The organism is Clostridium sp. (assembly GCF_050717545.1).
In the GTDB taxonomy this organism is placed as follows: Bacteria; Bacillota; Clostridia; order Clostridiales; family Clostridiaceae; genus Clostridium_AD.
Genome location: NZ_JBOITN010000030.1, coordinates 90472 through 104211, shown reverse-complemented (window position 1 = coordinate 104211; position 13740 = coordinate 90472). Strand labels below are relative to the sequence as shown.

The window sequence follows — 13740 nt, the reverse complement described above, 5'->3', positions numbered from 1 at the left end:
GGCGAGAATTAGTCTAGGTGAGGTGTTTTTTATGTATAATGGAAATAATATATTTGGTTACTCAAATCAAAAGAGCAGAGCTAAAAAGAGAATATGGATAATAATGGGTATAATTACGTTGTTATTTGGTATTTTGATTTGGAGAATAGCAAACTACATGTATTTTAATGCGGCGCCACTCAAAACTATGTTTAACGCGCAGTATACAATAGATGAAAAATATGGCCAGCAATATAAGTTAATTGATTCTAGAGGGGTAGATCTTTTAGATCATGTTACAAATTATTATGCCATCATTGATCCGGTTGATTATATAAGGTTTAATGAATACACAAGCAAATATGACATGCAAACTTTGATTATTACTTTAAGAAACTATAATAAAAACTATGACTTGGAAAAGATTAAATCAAATGGTAATGGCGATAAGATAAGATATAAAATTGATGAGGTTACCTATAATAAGCTTAAAGACATTAAAAAAGTAAAAGGATTTTATACTTTTGAATCTAATGATGTAATAAATAATAAGAATCAAAATATTATAAATGTATTAATCAATACAAAATACGATAAAGTGGATGTAAGCGATGGTTTATTCAAATCTACATCAAAAAATGATAATTCTTTGGAAATGCAATTATACAACAAAATTAAAAATAATCAATTCGAAAAAATTAGATTTAATAAAGGGGTTAATGGCGAAATAGATAACGGTACCATTATTCAGCCTACAAACAATATTAATGTAAGGCTTACGCTAAATAAACAAATCCAAGATAAAGTTGAAGATATCCTTCATGAGAAAGAATATGAAAAATATGGGCAAATTGGTGTTGTATTAATGGAGAGTAGCAGTGGGAAAATAAGAGCGATGTCACTAAAGGATGATAGTGATTATAATGTAAATTTAGGAATGCCAGGCACTGGTGGCACTTTGCCTGGATCAATTTTCAAGGTTATTGTTGAACAAGCTGGGCTTGACACAAATTTAATAACAAAAAATAAGATAACTACAGTAAACCCTAATATATTCACAGGAGATAACCATAGCTACGAAGGCAAGACTCAATTTACAGTAGGAGAGGCACTTAAGGATTCTTTAAATAACATATTTGCTCAAATAGGTAACAATATTGGATTTGAAAATATGTATGATTATGCAAATAAGCAAGGAATGTTTAGTAAAGTACTAAATTTACAACAAGAAGAAAGTGGTAAATTTGATAAAGATGTTAATTTATCAAGTGTAGATAATATTATACATCAAGCGGCAATAGGTCAGAAGATGAGAACAACTCCTTTAGAAGCACTCAGTATCCCAAATACTATTATTAATGATGGATTATATGTACAGCCAAGTATAATAGATGCATACGTAAATGACAATAACGAAATAGTAGAAAGTTTTACTCCGAAAACTTCGAGAGTGTTGAAAACCGTAACTGCGCAAGAGGTTAAATCTGATATGATAGATGTAGTAAACGATGGTACAGGAACACAAGCTATTATAGAAGGGATGAATATAGGTGGTAAAACAGGCACTACTCAATATTTCGAGAATAAAGTGGAATTTTCTGATGGATGGTTTGTTGGCTTTTTCACAATAAATGATATAAATTATTCTATGGTTGTATTGGTAAAAGACATTGATATAAATAAAGTGGAAGGTAAAGGTAGTGAAGGTGGAGGAGATACTGCCGCTCCAATATTTAAAAAAGTAGTTAATGCCCTTAGATCTATTGAAGATTCAAAATAGTTTTAATTAATTATTTTCTATGTACAGGCACTTTTATTGAATTAAATCATATTATATTAATAAGCTCTATTAGGAGGAACACCTGTGTTTTTCATGAATTGTTTATTGGATATGATTGTAAACGTTACATTTTTAACAGCTTATATAACTGGTAGTAGTTCATTTCCTCAGCCATTAAATGAGGACGAAGAGAAATTTTATTTAATAAAATTAGCAGAAGGGGATTTATTAGCTAAACACGTATTAGTTGAACGAAACTTAAGACTGGTTGCACATATAGTAAAAAAATATTCCTATCCGGGGAAAGATGTAGATGACTTAATATCTATTGGGACTGTGGGGCTCATTAAAGCAATTGATTCATTTGATGCTGGGAAGGGAACAAGACTTGCCACATATGCTGCAAGGTGCATAGAAAATGAGATACTTATGCTTATTAGGAATAATAAGAAAACAAAAGGTGAAGTTTATCTGCAGGATCCTATTGGTATAGATAAAGAAGGAAATGAGATATCGTTAATGGATGTGTTAAGTAGTGATGAAGATTCTATTATTGATATAGTTGAAAGTAAAATACAAATTAAAAGGCTTTATAATAAAATAAATGAATCGTTAATTGATAGAGAAAAAATAATTATTCAAATGCGATATGGATTGCTTGATGGTAACCCTAGAACTCAGAGAGAAATTGCACTGATTTTAGGGATTTCTAGATCCTATGTTTCTAGAATTGAAAAGAGGGCATTAAAGAAGCTTAATAAGGAATTAAATAGTTCAAATAAAAATAGATTAAATAGTTTTAATAAATTGCAATAACTATGATATAATTGTAAATTATACACCATTAGGTTAAATATAGGTCTTTAAACAATTTTATTTAAACATACAAAATATTTCATGAAATATAATTTGTATATCTTAAATTATAATAATTAGAGATCAATGTTAAAGTGACAGGTGAAGAAGATGTTCTACTAATAGAAATGGCAAGATAATACTAACATCAAGGTTAGATTTGCCAATTATATTTTGAAAACATCATTAAAAGAACAGGGGGCCCAATAATGATACCTCTTAGTGAATTACTAAAAATGACAACAGAGCAACAGGCATCAGATTTACACCTAACTGTTGGATCAGTACCAGTTATTAGAGTTAACGGACAATTGATACAACTAGGAAAAGATAAACTAACTCCAATTGACACAGAAAAATACTCTAGAGAAATTTTAATGGACTCTTATGACCAGTACTATGAAGTTGGAGAAATTGATACTTCTTATTCTATAGGTGGTCTTGGGAGATTTAGAGTTAATGTTTATAAGCAAAGGGGAAGCGATACTATAGCTATTAGAGCAGTTGCACTAAAAATACCTACACTTAAAGAACTTGAACTCCCAGAGGTCGTTAGAACACTTACTACTAAGCAAAGAGGGTTAGTTTTAGTAACTGGGCCTACAGGTAGTGGTAAAAGTACAACTCTAGCTGCTATGGTTAATGAAATTAATTCGACTAGAGCCTGTAATATTATAACACTTGAGGACCCAATAGAATATTTGCACAAACATAATAAATCTATTATAAACCAAAGAGAAATAGGAAAAGATAGTAAAAATTATAAAAATGCTTTAAGAGCTATCCTCAGAGAAGATCCAGATGTTATATTAGTAGGTGAAATGAGAGATCTTGAAACGATTTCTATTGCTATTACTGCGGCTGAAACTGGACATTTGGTTTTCTCAACTTTACATACTATTGGTGCAGCTAAAACAGTAGACAGAATAGTAGATGTGTTTCCACCATACCAGCAACAACAAATCAAAGTTCAATTAGCAGCAGTTATGCAGGGGATAGTTTCTCAACAATTAATACAAAAGATAGATGAGGGAGGAAGAGTTGCGGCACTTGAAGTAATGATTTCAACGCCAGCAATACAAAACCTCATTCGTGAAGGTAAAACACATCAGTTACAGTCATGTGTTCAGACTGGAGGTAAATACGGCATGAAAACTATGGATATGTCAATTGCAGAGTTATATAAAAAAGGAATTATTTCTAAAGATGAAGCAATGACTTACTCGGTTGATAATGAAATGATGGTAAGAATGTTGTCACTTTAAAATTTTAAGTAAAAGCATAGAAGTAATATGGCTTTTAGCTTTATTTTAACGACATTTCAGAAAATTTACCTAACATCTAACATTGCTTTTTCTATATATTGCTATTATACTAGTATAGTAGGACAAGTTATTTTTTAATATATAACTTTAATGTAATTTACTAATTTGAAAATAAGTTTATATATATCTGCAAATATACAATTAAATGTATTTAATTTTAAACAAAATTTGAATTAATTTAAATTTATAAAAAATTTATAAAAAAAACTGTTCAAATAAAAGGAAAATTTATTTTTTTGTTGAATATATACACTTAAGGTTTCTCGTACGAGGAGGGATAAACTTAATGAATGAACAAATAGTGGGAATTGATTTAGGATCATCAAAAATATGCGGAGCAGTTGGTAAAGTTAGTAGTAATGGAAAACTTCAGATTATAGGCATTACATCAGTGGAATGTAGTGGTTTAAATAAATCAGTTGTAATAGATATTGATAGCACAGCTGAAGCTATTAAGCAATGTGTAACACAATTAGAGCGTATGACAGATTCACAAATAAGTGAGGGGTATATATCATTGCCTGGAGGAATTTGTGAACTTGTAAGAAATACAGGAATGATTGCGATATCTTCTGAAGATAGAGAAATAAAACAAAGTGACGTAAACAGGGCTATTGAAGCAACTAAACTTATCTCAGTTCCATCAGATAAAGAAATAGTCGGAGTTGAGCCAGAGCAATATATAGTTGATGGATATGACAATATTAAAGATCCTAGAGGGATGAGTGGGGTAAGGCTAGAAGTAGAAGGACAAGTTGTAATGGCACAAACCACAGTAGTTAGTAATTTGCTTAAAAGTGTTAAAAGAGCTGGAATTAAAGTTAATGGAATAGTACTTGGACCGACAGCAATATCTGAGGCAGTACTTAGAAAAGAAGAAAAAGACATGGGTATTGCGCTTGTAGATGTTGGAGCTCAGACTATTGATATATCTATTTACAAGAATGGAAAATTAAAACATACTTCTATTATTCAATTGGGGGGAGACAGTATTTCAAACGATATATCTGTTTGTCTTAAAGTTCCTTTTAGTGAAGGCGAAAGAGTAAAACTTAAATATGGAAGTTTAGTTAGAGGTAAAGAAGAAGATGCAAAAATCAGAGTTAAAGATTCTTATGACAATTTAATGGAGATTGATAACAATTTGGTAGTTGATATAATTAACGCTAGAGTAGAAGAATTGTTACAGTTAATTAAAAGAAATTTGTTGAATAGTGATTTTTACAAAGAAATTTCTGGTGTTGTAATAGTTGGTGGAGGTATATCTCTGTTTAGAGGTATTAATGATCTAAGCAAGGATATACTAAATAAGCCTGTAAGAGTAGGTTCGCCAGAATATGTAGGGACAGCAAGCCCACTATATGTTACAGCTGTAGGGATAGTTTTACAAGCTATTAATAATCTTAAAACTAGTAATAGTTCATTTGAAAAAACAGATGAACATTTATATGATAACAAATATTCAAAAGAACAAAATATAAAAGGAAAAAATGGAATTGCATCAAAAGTTAAGGGCTTTTTTGCAGATTTTTTCTAAAAGGAGGTATTGTTGTGCTAGATTTTGATGTTGATATTCAGGAATTTGCTCAAATCAAGGTAATTGGGTGTGGTGGTGGAGGAAACAATGCTATAAACAGGATGATTGTGGAAGGACTTAAAAATGTAGAGTTTATAGCTATAAATACAGACAAGCAGGCATTAATTCTTTCTCATGCTGTTCAAAAAATTCAAATTGGTGATAAACTAACCAAAGGGCTAGGAGCAGGAGCTAATCCAGAAATAGGTATGAAGGCAGCGGAAGAAAGTAAGGAAGAAATTTCTCAAGCAATAAAAGGAGCGGATATGGTATTTATTACTGCAGGAATGGGTGGTGGTACAGGTACTGGTGCCGCACCAGTGGTAGCAGAAATTGCTAAATCTATGGGAATACTTACTGTAGGGGTAGTAACTAAACCTTTCCCTTTTGAAGGCAGAAAAAGAATGATTAATGCTGAAATAGGAATAAAAACACTTAAAGAAACAGTGGACACTTTGGTAACAATACCAAATGAAAGATTACTTACTATGGTAGATAAAAAAACTACATTGATGGATTCTTTTAAAATGGCAGATGATGTTTTAAGACAAGGTATCCAAGGTATATCTGATTTGATTACTATACCAGGTCTTGTAAATCTTGATTTTGCAGATGTTAGAACAATTATGCTTGCTAAAGGTCTTGCTCATATGGGTGTTGGTAGAGCTTCAGGTGATAATAGAGCTCAAGAGGCAGCGAAACAAGCTATTTCAAGCCCATTACTGGAGACTTCTATAGTTGGGGCTACAGGTGTACTTTTAAATATTACTGGTGGAATGGATCTAGGTTTACTTGAAATAAATGAAGCCGCAGAGATTGTACAAGGCGCTGCTGATCCAGATGCAAACATTATATTTGGTGCAGTTATAGATGAAGATCTAAAAGAAGAAATAAGGATAACAGTTATTGCAACTGGTTTTGAAAGCGACAACGTTGTAAAAAGTAAAACTGCCTCAAAGCTCCAAACAAAAGAAACAGTTAAACCTATTGAAGAAGTTGCATATACTAAGGATTATGAAGATTCTGATCTAGAAATTCCAGCATTTTTAAGAAGACAAAGTAAATAACAAGTAATAAAGTGCCTTTTGGCACTTTATTTGCGTTTAGAACAATTTTTATTGTTAATAGGACATATTCTCTATTAAATGCAATTGCGTAAGCTATGCCTGGTTTAGAGGCATTAGGTTACGTAACAAGTTTGCAAGGGGGGTGTGCCTTTTTTTAGGTTCATATATAAAATAATATGGAAACTAATGACGTTTTATAGAAGAATAAAAATAAAAAAACGTGGTAAAAAATGACAAAATTTTGATTCAATAAGATATATAATATTTTTAAAGGAGGAAGACCACGTGATAGTATATGCAGATGTTCTAATACTTGTAAATTTTATAGTTAATATATTCATATTACATGTTACAGTTCAAACATTAAGAAAAAGAGTAAAACTTATTTGGATGTGTATATCAAGTTTTATAGGCAGCTTATATGTTTTGACAGTTGTATATCCAAAACTTAAGTACTTAACATATTTACCTTTTAAATTATTAATAGTTATTGTGATGATTTTTATTGCTTTTAGGGAGAAGAACATTTTATTTAATATTAAAGCCTCTCTAATCTTTATATTATATTCAATCCTTTTAGCTGGAATGTGTTTATTTATTCAAATGAATAATAGTAAAGATATGTCATTTGATGTAATCATAATTAATTTTTCTTATGAAAAATTAATGCTCTCAATAATGATAATTTATGTATTGATATATCGAATTATGATTTTCATAGGAGATAGAAAAAAAATCTCGGAATTAATTTACACTGTAGATATAGTGAATAAAAGCTATAAAAAATCTATTAAGGCATTTTTAGATACCGGAAACGAGCTGCGCGAGCCTGCTACTAATTTACCAGTGTTAATTGTCGAAAGAAATATTTTAAGTGAAATATTGCTAGAGAAAAATAATACTTACTTTATTCCCTATACTGTAGTAAATGGTACAGGAGACAGATTTGTAGGATTCAGACCAGAGTATATTAATATTCATATTGATAAAGAAAACATTGAAACAAGAAATGTAATTATAGCCTTTTGTGAGTATAAATTAAGCAAAGATAATGACTATAATGGACTAATGTCTAGGGGAATACTTAATTAATAAGTTGGTAAAAAACAATATATGTGAGTAACATAGATAAGGAGGAAATTATGTTTAATTTTAAAGTTATGATAAGTAAGTTATTTGCGAGATTTAAGATATTTTCAAACAATCTATTTTATATAGGAGGGAATGATGCACTTCCGCCTCCTTTAACTAGGGAAGAAGAGGAAGAATTAGTTGTTAGGTTGGATACAGGTGATAAAAAAGTAAGAGCTACTTTAATTGAAAGAAATTTAAGGCTGGTAGTATATATTGCAAGAAAGTTTGAAAATACAGGGATAAATGTTGAAGATTTAATTTCTGTAGGAACAATAGGCCTTATAAAAGCGGTTAATACATTTGATCCTGAAAAAAAAATTAAGCTAGCTACATATGCTTCAAGATGTATTGAAAATGAGATATTAATGTACCTTAGGAGAAATAGTAAAATTAAAACAGAAATTTCTCTTTATGAACCTTTAAATGTAGATTGGGATGGTAATGAATTGTTACTTTCTGATATTATAGGTACAGATAATGATGTTGTTTACAATATTATTGAAGAAGATGTAGATAAACAATTGCTTTTTCTTGCTATGCAAAGGCTAAATTCACGCGAAAAGGAAATTGTGCAATTAAGATTTGGATTAAATGGAACAATGGAAAAAACACAAAAAGAAGTGGCCGATGTACTTGGAATATCACAATCTTATATATCAAGGCTAGAAAAAAGAATAATAAAAAGACTCCAAAAAGAAATTAATAAAATGGTATAGGGTCCTTAGGGCCCTTTTATTTTTTTATAAAAATTCAAAGAATATTTTCAATGTTAATGAATATAAATAATATAGATAGAAGAATATATTATTATTTAGAGGTTTTAAACCATTGTAGGAGGAATAAAATGGAAAGCTTGATGTTTGCAATAAATAACTTAAGACAGATGGAAATTATAGATATGAATTCAGGATCGAAAATGGGATATATCAAGGATTTAAAAGTTGATTGTGATGACTACAGAATTATTTCAATAATACTCCCAACTCATAAGTCATCTTGGTTCAATAAAAATAATAGTATTGAGATACCATGGGAAAAAGTGAAAAAAATTGGTGTGGATGTGATTCTTGTAGATGGCAGTGATGTAATTATGGAAAATGAATAACAGACTACTTTATTTTATCGGAAAAGTGTATAATGATAGTATAACTACTAATTATACTAGAAAAAGGGCGTGATACCATTGAAGTGTCCATATTGCAGCTGTGAGGAAAGTAAAGTAGTTGATTCTAGGTCAACAGATGATAATATTGCCATAAGAAGAAGAAGAGAATGCCTAAGCTGTTTTAAAAGATATACTACTTATGAAAAAGTAGAAGATGTACCTATTTTAGTAATAAAAAAAGATTTTAAAAGAGAATACTTTGATAGAACAAAAATACTAAATGGACTTATTAAGGCATGTCAAAAGAGACCAGTATCAAGAATGCAAATTGAAGCCATTTGTGATGAAGTAGAAAAACAGTTAAACAATGAAATGCTTACAGAAGTAAAATCTGATTATATTGGAGAAATTATCATGATCAAGTTAAAAAATGTAGATGAGGTCTCTTATGTTAGGTTTGTTTCGGTTTATAGACAATTTAAGGATATTAATACTTTTATGGAAGAGATAAGAAAATTAATGTCAAAGGAGTGAAAACCTTAGGCATTTTTTGTTTTGAGCGGAATTAATAGAAAACTTTGAAAATACTTGTAATTATTGTTATAAACAATAACATATGGAGGGATTAATATGGCTGAAGAAAAAATATTAGTTGTTGATGATGAAGAGCATATACAGGAGTTAATAAAATTTAATTTGGAGAAGAGTGGGTATAAGGTTATATGTACCGATAATGGTATAGATGCAATAAAAATTGCTAAAGAACAATTACCACAAATTATGTTATTAGACTTGATGTTACCTGGTATGGATGGATTAGATGTTTGTAAGGAGATAAGAAAGGACTCAAATATGTTAAATATGCCAATAATAATGATAACGGCAAAAGGAGAAGAAATAGACAAAATAATAGGACTTGAACTTGGTGCTGATGATTATATTACAAAACCATTCTCAGTTAGGGAACTAGTAGCTAGAATTAAAGCTATACTCAGAAGAAGTAATTTAACTTTAGTTGAAAATATTTTTAAATTTGGTAATTTAATTATTGATTTTGGTAAACATGAGGTTACTAAAAGTGAAAACAAAATTGATTTAACATTAAAGGAATTTGAATTATTGCAGATACTAATAAAAAATAAAGGTAGAGTTATGACTAGGGACTTCTTATTAGATAAAATATGGGGTTATGAATATGTAGGAGAAACAAGAACTGTGGATGTGCATATAAGACATCTAAGACAAAAAATCGAAGATGACGATAAAAATCCAGTTTATATCCAGACTATCAGGGGTATAGGCTATAGATTTAATTTAGGAGAGTAACTATGAAAAAAAAATTATTGATATATTTATTAAGTACTGTAATTTTTATTTTTGTAGTAGTTACAGCATTAATTATATCTATATTTAATTACGAGTACCAGCAAAATCTGAAAGATAAACTTCTAACAAATAACAATATGATAATTAGTTTATTAGAAAGTAATAATTTAAAGGACCAAAAGAAATTTTTCACGCAGAACTTAGCTCATTCAGAACTTAGAGTTACTTACGTTAATAAAAATGGTAAAATTATTTATGATTCAACTATAGATGCGGAAACTATGGATAATCATAATGAAAGGTTTGAAATAATAAAAGCAAGAAAAAGTGGAAATGGATTTTCTATAAGATATAGTAAAACTACTCAAAAGAATATGATGTATTTTGCAACTGTTTTTGGTGAGGATACTATTATTAGAAGTTCGATGCCTCTTAAAATTGTGAGTGGTCTAAGTAGTAAGTATTTTAAGTTTTACATATTAGCTATAATATTTTCGGCTATAATGTCTATCTGGTTCTCCCTCAAATTATCTTATACTATAGTGAAACCTATTATAGATTTGACATTTATTACTTCTAGAATTAGCAAGGGTGAATTTAACAGAAGAATTAGAACATTTTCAGACGGTGAAATAGGTGAGCTAGCCAAAAATTTTAATAAGATGGCGGATAAATTGGAGTTTACATTAAATGAAGTTACTGAAAAACAAAATAGGTTGGAGGCAATACTGCAAAGTATGGATAGTGGAGTCATTGCTGTAGACAGGAAAAATAAAGTAATAATGATTAATCCCTATGCTAAAAAAATATTTGGTATTACTAAAGATATTATTGGACAAAATCTTATGGATAATATAAGAAATTTTGAATTAGAAAATATATTAAATAAGAGCGATAATAATTATAAGGAAATAAAGATAGTTTGGCCAAAAGAAAGAGACCTTAGAATAAAAACTGCGGATATAATTAATAAAAGTGAGCATATTGGTACTGTAGCAGTTGTTCAAAATATAACAGAAGTAAAAAAACTAGAAAATATGAGAACTCAATTTGTTGCTAATGTATCACATGAACTGAAAACACCTCTAACATCAATTAAAGGGTTTGCAGAAACTCTAAAATATGTTGATGATGCTTGTACAAAAGAAAAATTTTTAAATATAATTAATGAAGAAGCTGAAAGATTAACTAGATTAATTACAGATATTTTAACTTTGTCACATATAGAACAACATAAGGCAGTTAAAAAGCAAAAAATTGATGTTAATAAAATTATAGAAGACGTTTATAACTTAATGAAAAATACAGCAGACTTAAAAGGAATTGAGTTATCGCTTCAAAATCAGAACGTAAAAACATTAATAGGTGATTTGGACCAGTTTAAACAAATGTTAATAAACTTAGTTGATAACGCAATAAACTATTCAGAAACAGGAAACAGTGTCATCATTGGGACGATGAGTAAAGATGATAAATGCATTTTATGGGTTAAGGACACTGGAGTTGGAATAGCTAAGCAGCAAATTCCACGTCTTTTTGAGCGGTTCTATAGAGTGGATAAAGCTCGTTCTAGATCTAAAGGTGGCACAGGACTGGGACTTGCAATTGTTAAACATATAGTAATTGAATTCAATGGAAAAATATATGTAGAAAGTCAGTTGGGCAAAGGTAGCAATTTTATAGTTGAAATTCCATTCGGCAACTAAAAGCTACCTGGGCTTATAACCATGGAAAATCTGATGAAATATAATAAGGAAGGTGAATAAAATGGCAAGGAAAGTGTTTGAAGCAAATATTCAAGAGCTTCATAATGATTTGATTAGAATGGGAAGCATTGTAGAAAAACAAATTAAAGACTGTATTGATGCATTAGTTACTCAAGATACTAAAAAAGCTGAAAAAATAATAAATAATGACGATATAATCGATAGTATGGAACGAGATATAGAAGATAAAGCAATAAAATTAATTGCTATGCAACAACCTTTAGCAATAGATTTAAGGAATATCTTTACGACGACAAAAATTGTAACTGACCTTGAGAGAATGGCTGACCATGCCGTCGACGTAGCCAAAATCACTTTGAGGTTAAAAGATGAAAAGTACATAAAACAGCTTGTGAATATACCTATAATGGGTGAAATTGTAGTTAGTATGATTAAAGATGCACTTGATGCCTATGTTGCAGGGGATTTAGAGAATGCTTATGCAGTTTGCAAACGAGATGATGATGTAGATAAGATATATAAAGAAGTATTTAAAGAACTTCTTGAAATTATGATTAAAGATCAAAATACAATAAGCCAAGCTACTCAGTTATTATTTATATGTAAGTGGCTTGAAAGAATTGCAGATCATACAACAAATATATGTGAATGGACAATTTATTTAGTTACAGGAGAAAAAAATAATTTAAACGAATAGATTTTGCTTATTCTACAAAAACTACATTTAAAGAAATAAATATATTATTTAATAATCAACCCTAGGTGGATAGTATTATATTTAAAATATTGTAGTGGAGTAGTGATTATGGAGAAAAAAAGATTAATAATTTTTTCAATATTTTTTTGTATTAGTATACTAATGATAGGAACAGGATGCAACAAACTTTCCTTAAGTAAAGAAAAAAAGCCTAAGAGCATTAAAATAATTTGTGAAGATACAGTTTTTCCTATGGTAAATGATTTAGTACGTGATTATAATTTAAATAATGACTCTGTAGTTACTTTGGAAACAGCTCAGAGAGAGAGTGCTTTTAATGAACTAGATAATTCCAAAGTAGATGTATTGATTGGTTATGTTGAGCAAGATAATAAGAAAATTAAAAATGAAATATTAGCTTATGATGGGATAGGCGTTATTGTTAACAAAAGTAATACAGTTAGTAGCATCTCAAATCAAGAATTAAAAAAAATATTTACTGGTAAAATAATAAATTGGGAATCGTTAAATTGGGATTCAAATACAATAGTTCCTGTGGCTTTTAAGGAGACTTCTAATTTAGTACAACAAGGATTTGATACTCAAATAAAGGATACTCCAGTAAAAGAAGAAATGAGCCAAAAGACTCAATATGTATCAAGTGTAGAAGAAATGAAAAATTTTGTTGCTCAAGATAAGAATGCTATAGGTTTTATACCAGGACAGTGGTATAATAAAGAAAGTAAGTTCTTAAAATTGGGAGGTATTGAAATTACTACCTCTAGTTTGAAAAATAAACTCTACTCGTTAAGAGTCCCAATAAAATTATATTATTCTAAAGAAAAAGAAACAATGTTAAAGGAACTTTTTCAGTATTTTAACAGTGAAGACGGTAAAAAGATTATAAGAAAATATTGCATAGAAGCATTTTAGTACCTCCTTCTTAGGAGGTATTTTTATTCTGTAATAAATTATTAAGACTGGGTTAGTTAAAAACTTAAAAATAGGCGATATATGCATTTTTTTCTTCTTTTATGGTTTATTACGTTGACTTAGGTATTTAATTCATGTAATATATTCAATGGAATACTATAATTTATTATTAGGCTATTGCTTAGAGTAAATTATATTGTTATATGGTTAAAAGTGGTATTTAATCTTAATATAAT

The 13740-nt window shown here is 29.4% G+C and carries 13 protein-coding genes; all 13 read left to right on the top strand.

What is annotated here, in order from left to right; genetic code table 11:
* Positions 1-31: 31 nt before the first annotated feature.
* The 13 genes from ACREVX_RS08340 (at position 32) to ACREVX_RS08280 (ending at position 13504) form a co-directional block, all read left to right on the top strand.
* Positions 32-1759 carry a penicillin-binding transpeptidase domain-containing protein gene (locus tag ACREVX_RS08340; protein WP_431543713.1) on the top strand — a complete coding sequence of 576 codons (1728 nt, stop codon included), beginning with the start codon at positions 32-34 and terminating at the stop codon, positions 1757-1759.
* 93 nt (positions 1760-1852) lie between these two features.
* Positions 1853-2575 (top strand): RNA polymerase sporulation sigma factor SigK, encoded by a 723-nt coding sequence (gene sigK, locus ACREVX_RS08335; protein WP_431543775.1) that lies wholly within the window; start codon positions 1853-1855, stop codon positions 2573-2575.
* 248 nt (positions 2576-2823) lie between these two features.
* Entirely contained in the window at positions 2824-3879 is a 1056-nt protein-coding gene (locus tag ACREVX_RS08330) for a type IV pilus twitching motility protein PilT (protein ID WP_431543712.1), read from the top strand.
* 346 nt (positions 3880-4225) lie between these two features.
* Complete coding sequence (ftsA, locus tag ACREVX_RS08325) at positions 4226-5476, top strand: cell division protein FtsA (protein ID WP_431543711.1); 1251 nt, start codon at positions 4226-4228, stop codon at positions 5474-5476.
* Positions 5477-5490: 14 nt separating this feature from the next.
* Positions 5491-6582, top strand: a complete 1092-nt coding sequence (gene ftsZ, locus ACREVX_RS08320; RefSeq protein ID WP_431543710.1) for a cell division protein FtsZ — start codon at positions 5491-5493, stop codon at positions 6580-6582.
* A gap of 285 nt (positions 6583-6867) precedes the next feature.
* On the top strand, positions 6868-7674 hold the full coding sequence (gene spoIIGA, locus ACREVX_RS08315) for a sigma-E processing peptidase SpoIIGA (RefSeq protein WP_431543709.1): 807 nt from the start codon (positions 6868-6870) through the stop codon (positions 7672-7674).
* A 50-nt stretch (positions 7675-7724) separates the two neighbouring features.
* Positions 7725-8432 carry an RNA polymerase sporulation sigma factor SigE gene (sigE, locus tag ACREVX_RS08310; RefSeq protein ID WP_431543708.1) on the top strand — a complete coding sequence of 236 codons (708 nt, stop codon included), beginning with the start codon at positions 7725-7727 and terminating at the stop codon, positions 8430-8432.
* 128 nt (positions 8433-8560) lie between these two features.
* On the top strand, positions 8561-8821 hold the full coding sequence (locus ACREVX_RS08305; RefSeq protein WP_431543707.1) for a YlmC/YmxH family sporulation protein: 261 nt from the start codon (positions 8561-8563) through the stop codon (positions 8819-8821).
* 78 nt (positions 8822-8899) lie between these two features.
* A complete protein-coding gene (gene nrdR, locus ACREVX_RS08300) occupies positions 8900-9355 on the top strand; it encodes a transcriptional regulator NrdR (RefSeq protein ID WP_431543774.1) in 456 nt (151 codons plus the stop codon).
* Positions 9356-9451: 96 nt separating this feature from the next.
* Positions 9452-10147 (top strand): response regulator, encoded by a 696-nt coding sequence (locus tag ACREVX_RS08295; RefSeq protein WP_431543706.1) that lies wholly within the window; start codon positions 9452-9454, stop codon positions 10145-10147.
* Positions 10148-10149: 2 nt separating this feature from the next.
* Complete coding sequence (gene pnpS, locus ACREVX_RS08290) at positions 10150-11853, top strand: two-component system histidine kinase PnpS (protein ID WP_431543705.1); 1704 nt, start codon at positions 10150-10152, stop codon at positions 11851-11853.
* 61 nt (positions 11854-11914) lie between these two features.
* On the top strand, positions 11915-12571 hold the full coding sequence (gene phoU / locus ACREVX_RS08285) for a phosphate signaling complex protein PhoU (protein ID WP_431543704.1): 657 nt from the start codon (positions 11915-11917) through the stop codon (positions 12569-12571).
* A gap of 108 nt (positions 12572-12679) precedes the next feature.
* Positions 12680-13504 (top strand): substrate-binding domain-containing protein, encoded by an 825-nt coding sequence (locus ACREVX_RS08280; RefSeq protein WP_431543703.1) that lies wholly within the window; start codon positions 12680-12682, stop codon positions 13502-13504.
* The last annotated feature ends 236 nt before the right edge of the window (positions 13505-13740 follow it).

Coding starts and splice junctions, on each gene's coding strand:
- ACREVX_RS08330 (WP_431543712.1), top strand. CDS start 2,824: ATGATACCTCTTAGTGAATTACTAAAAATGACAACAGAGCAACAGGCA.
- ACREVX_RS08340 (WP_431543713.1), top strand. CDS start 32: ATGTATAATGGAAATAATATATTTGGTTACTCAAATCAAAAGAGCAGA.
- sigK (WP_431543775.1), top strand. CDS start 1,853: ATGAATTGTTTATTGGATATGATTGTAAACGTTACATTTTTAACAGCT.
- ftsA (WP_431543711.1), top strand. CDS start 4,226: ATGAATGAACAAATAGTGGGAATTGATTTAGGATCATCAAAAATATGC.
- ACREVX_RS08305 (WP_431543707.1), top strand. CDS start 8,561: ATGGAAAGCTTGATGTTTGCAATAAATAACTTAAGACAGATGGAAATT.
- ACREVX_RS08280 (WP_431543703.1), top strand. CDS start 12,680: ATGGAGAAAAAAAGATTAATAATTTTTTCAATATTTTTTTGTATTAGT.
- ACREVX_RS08295 (WP_431543706.1), top strand. CDS start 9,452: ATGGCTGAAGAAAAAATATTAGTTGTTGATGATGAAGAGCATATACAG.
- phoU (WP_431543704.1), top strand. CDS start 11,915: ATGGCAAGGAAAGTGTTTGAAGCAAATATTCAAGAGCTTCATAATGAT.
- pnpS (WP_431543705.1), top strand. CDS start 10,150: ATGAAAAAAAAATTATTGATATATTTATTAAGTACTGTAATTTTTATT.
- sigE (WP_431543708.1), top strand. CDS start 7,725: ATGTTTAATTTTAAAGTTATGATAAGTAAGTTATTTGCGAGATTTAAG.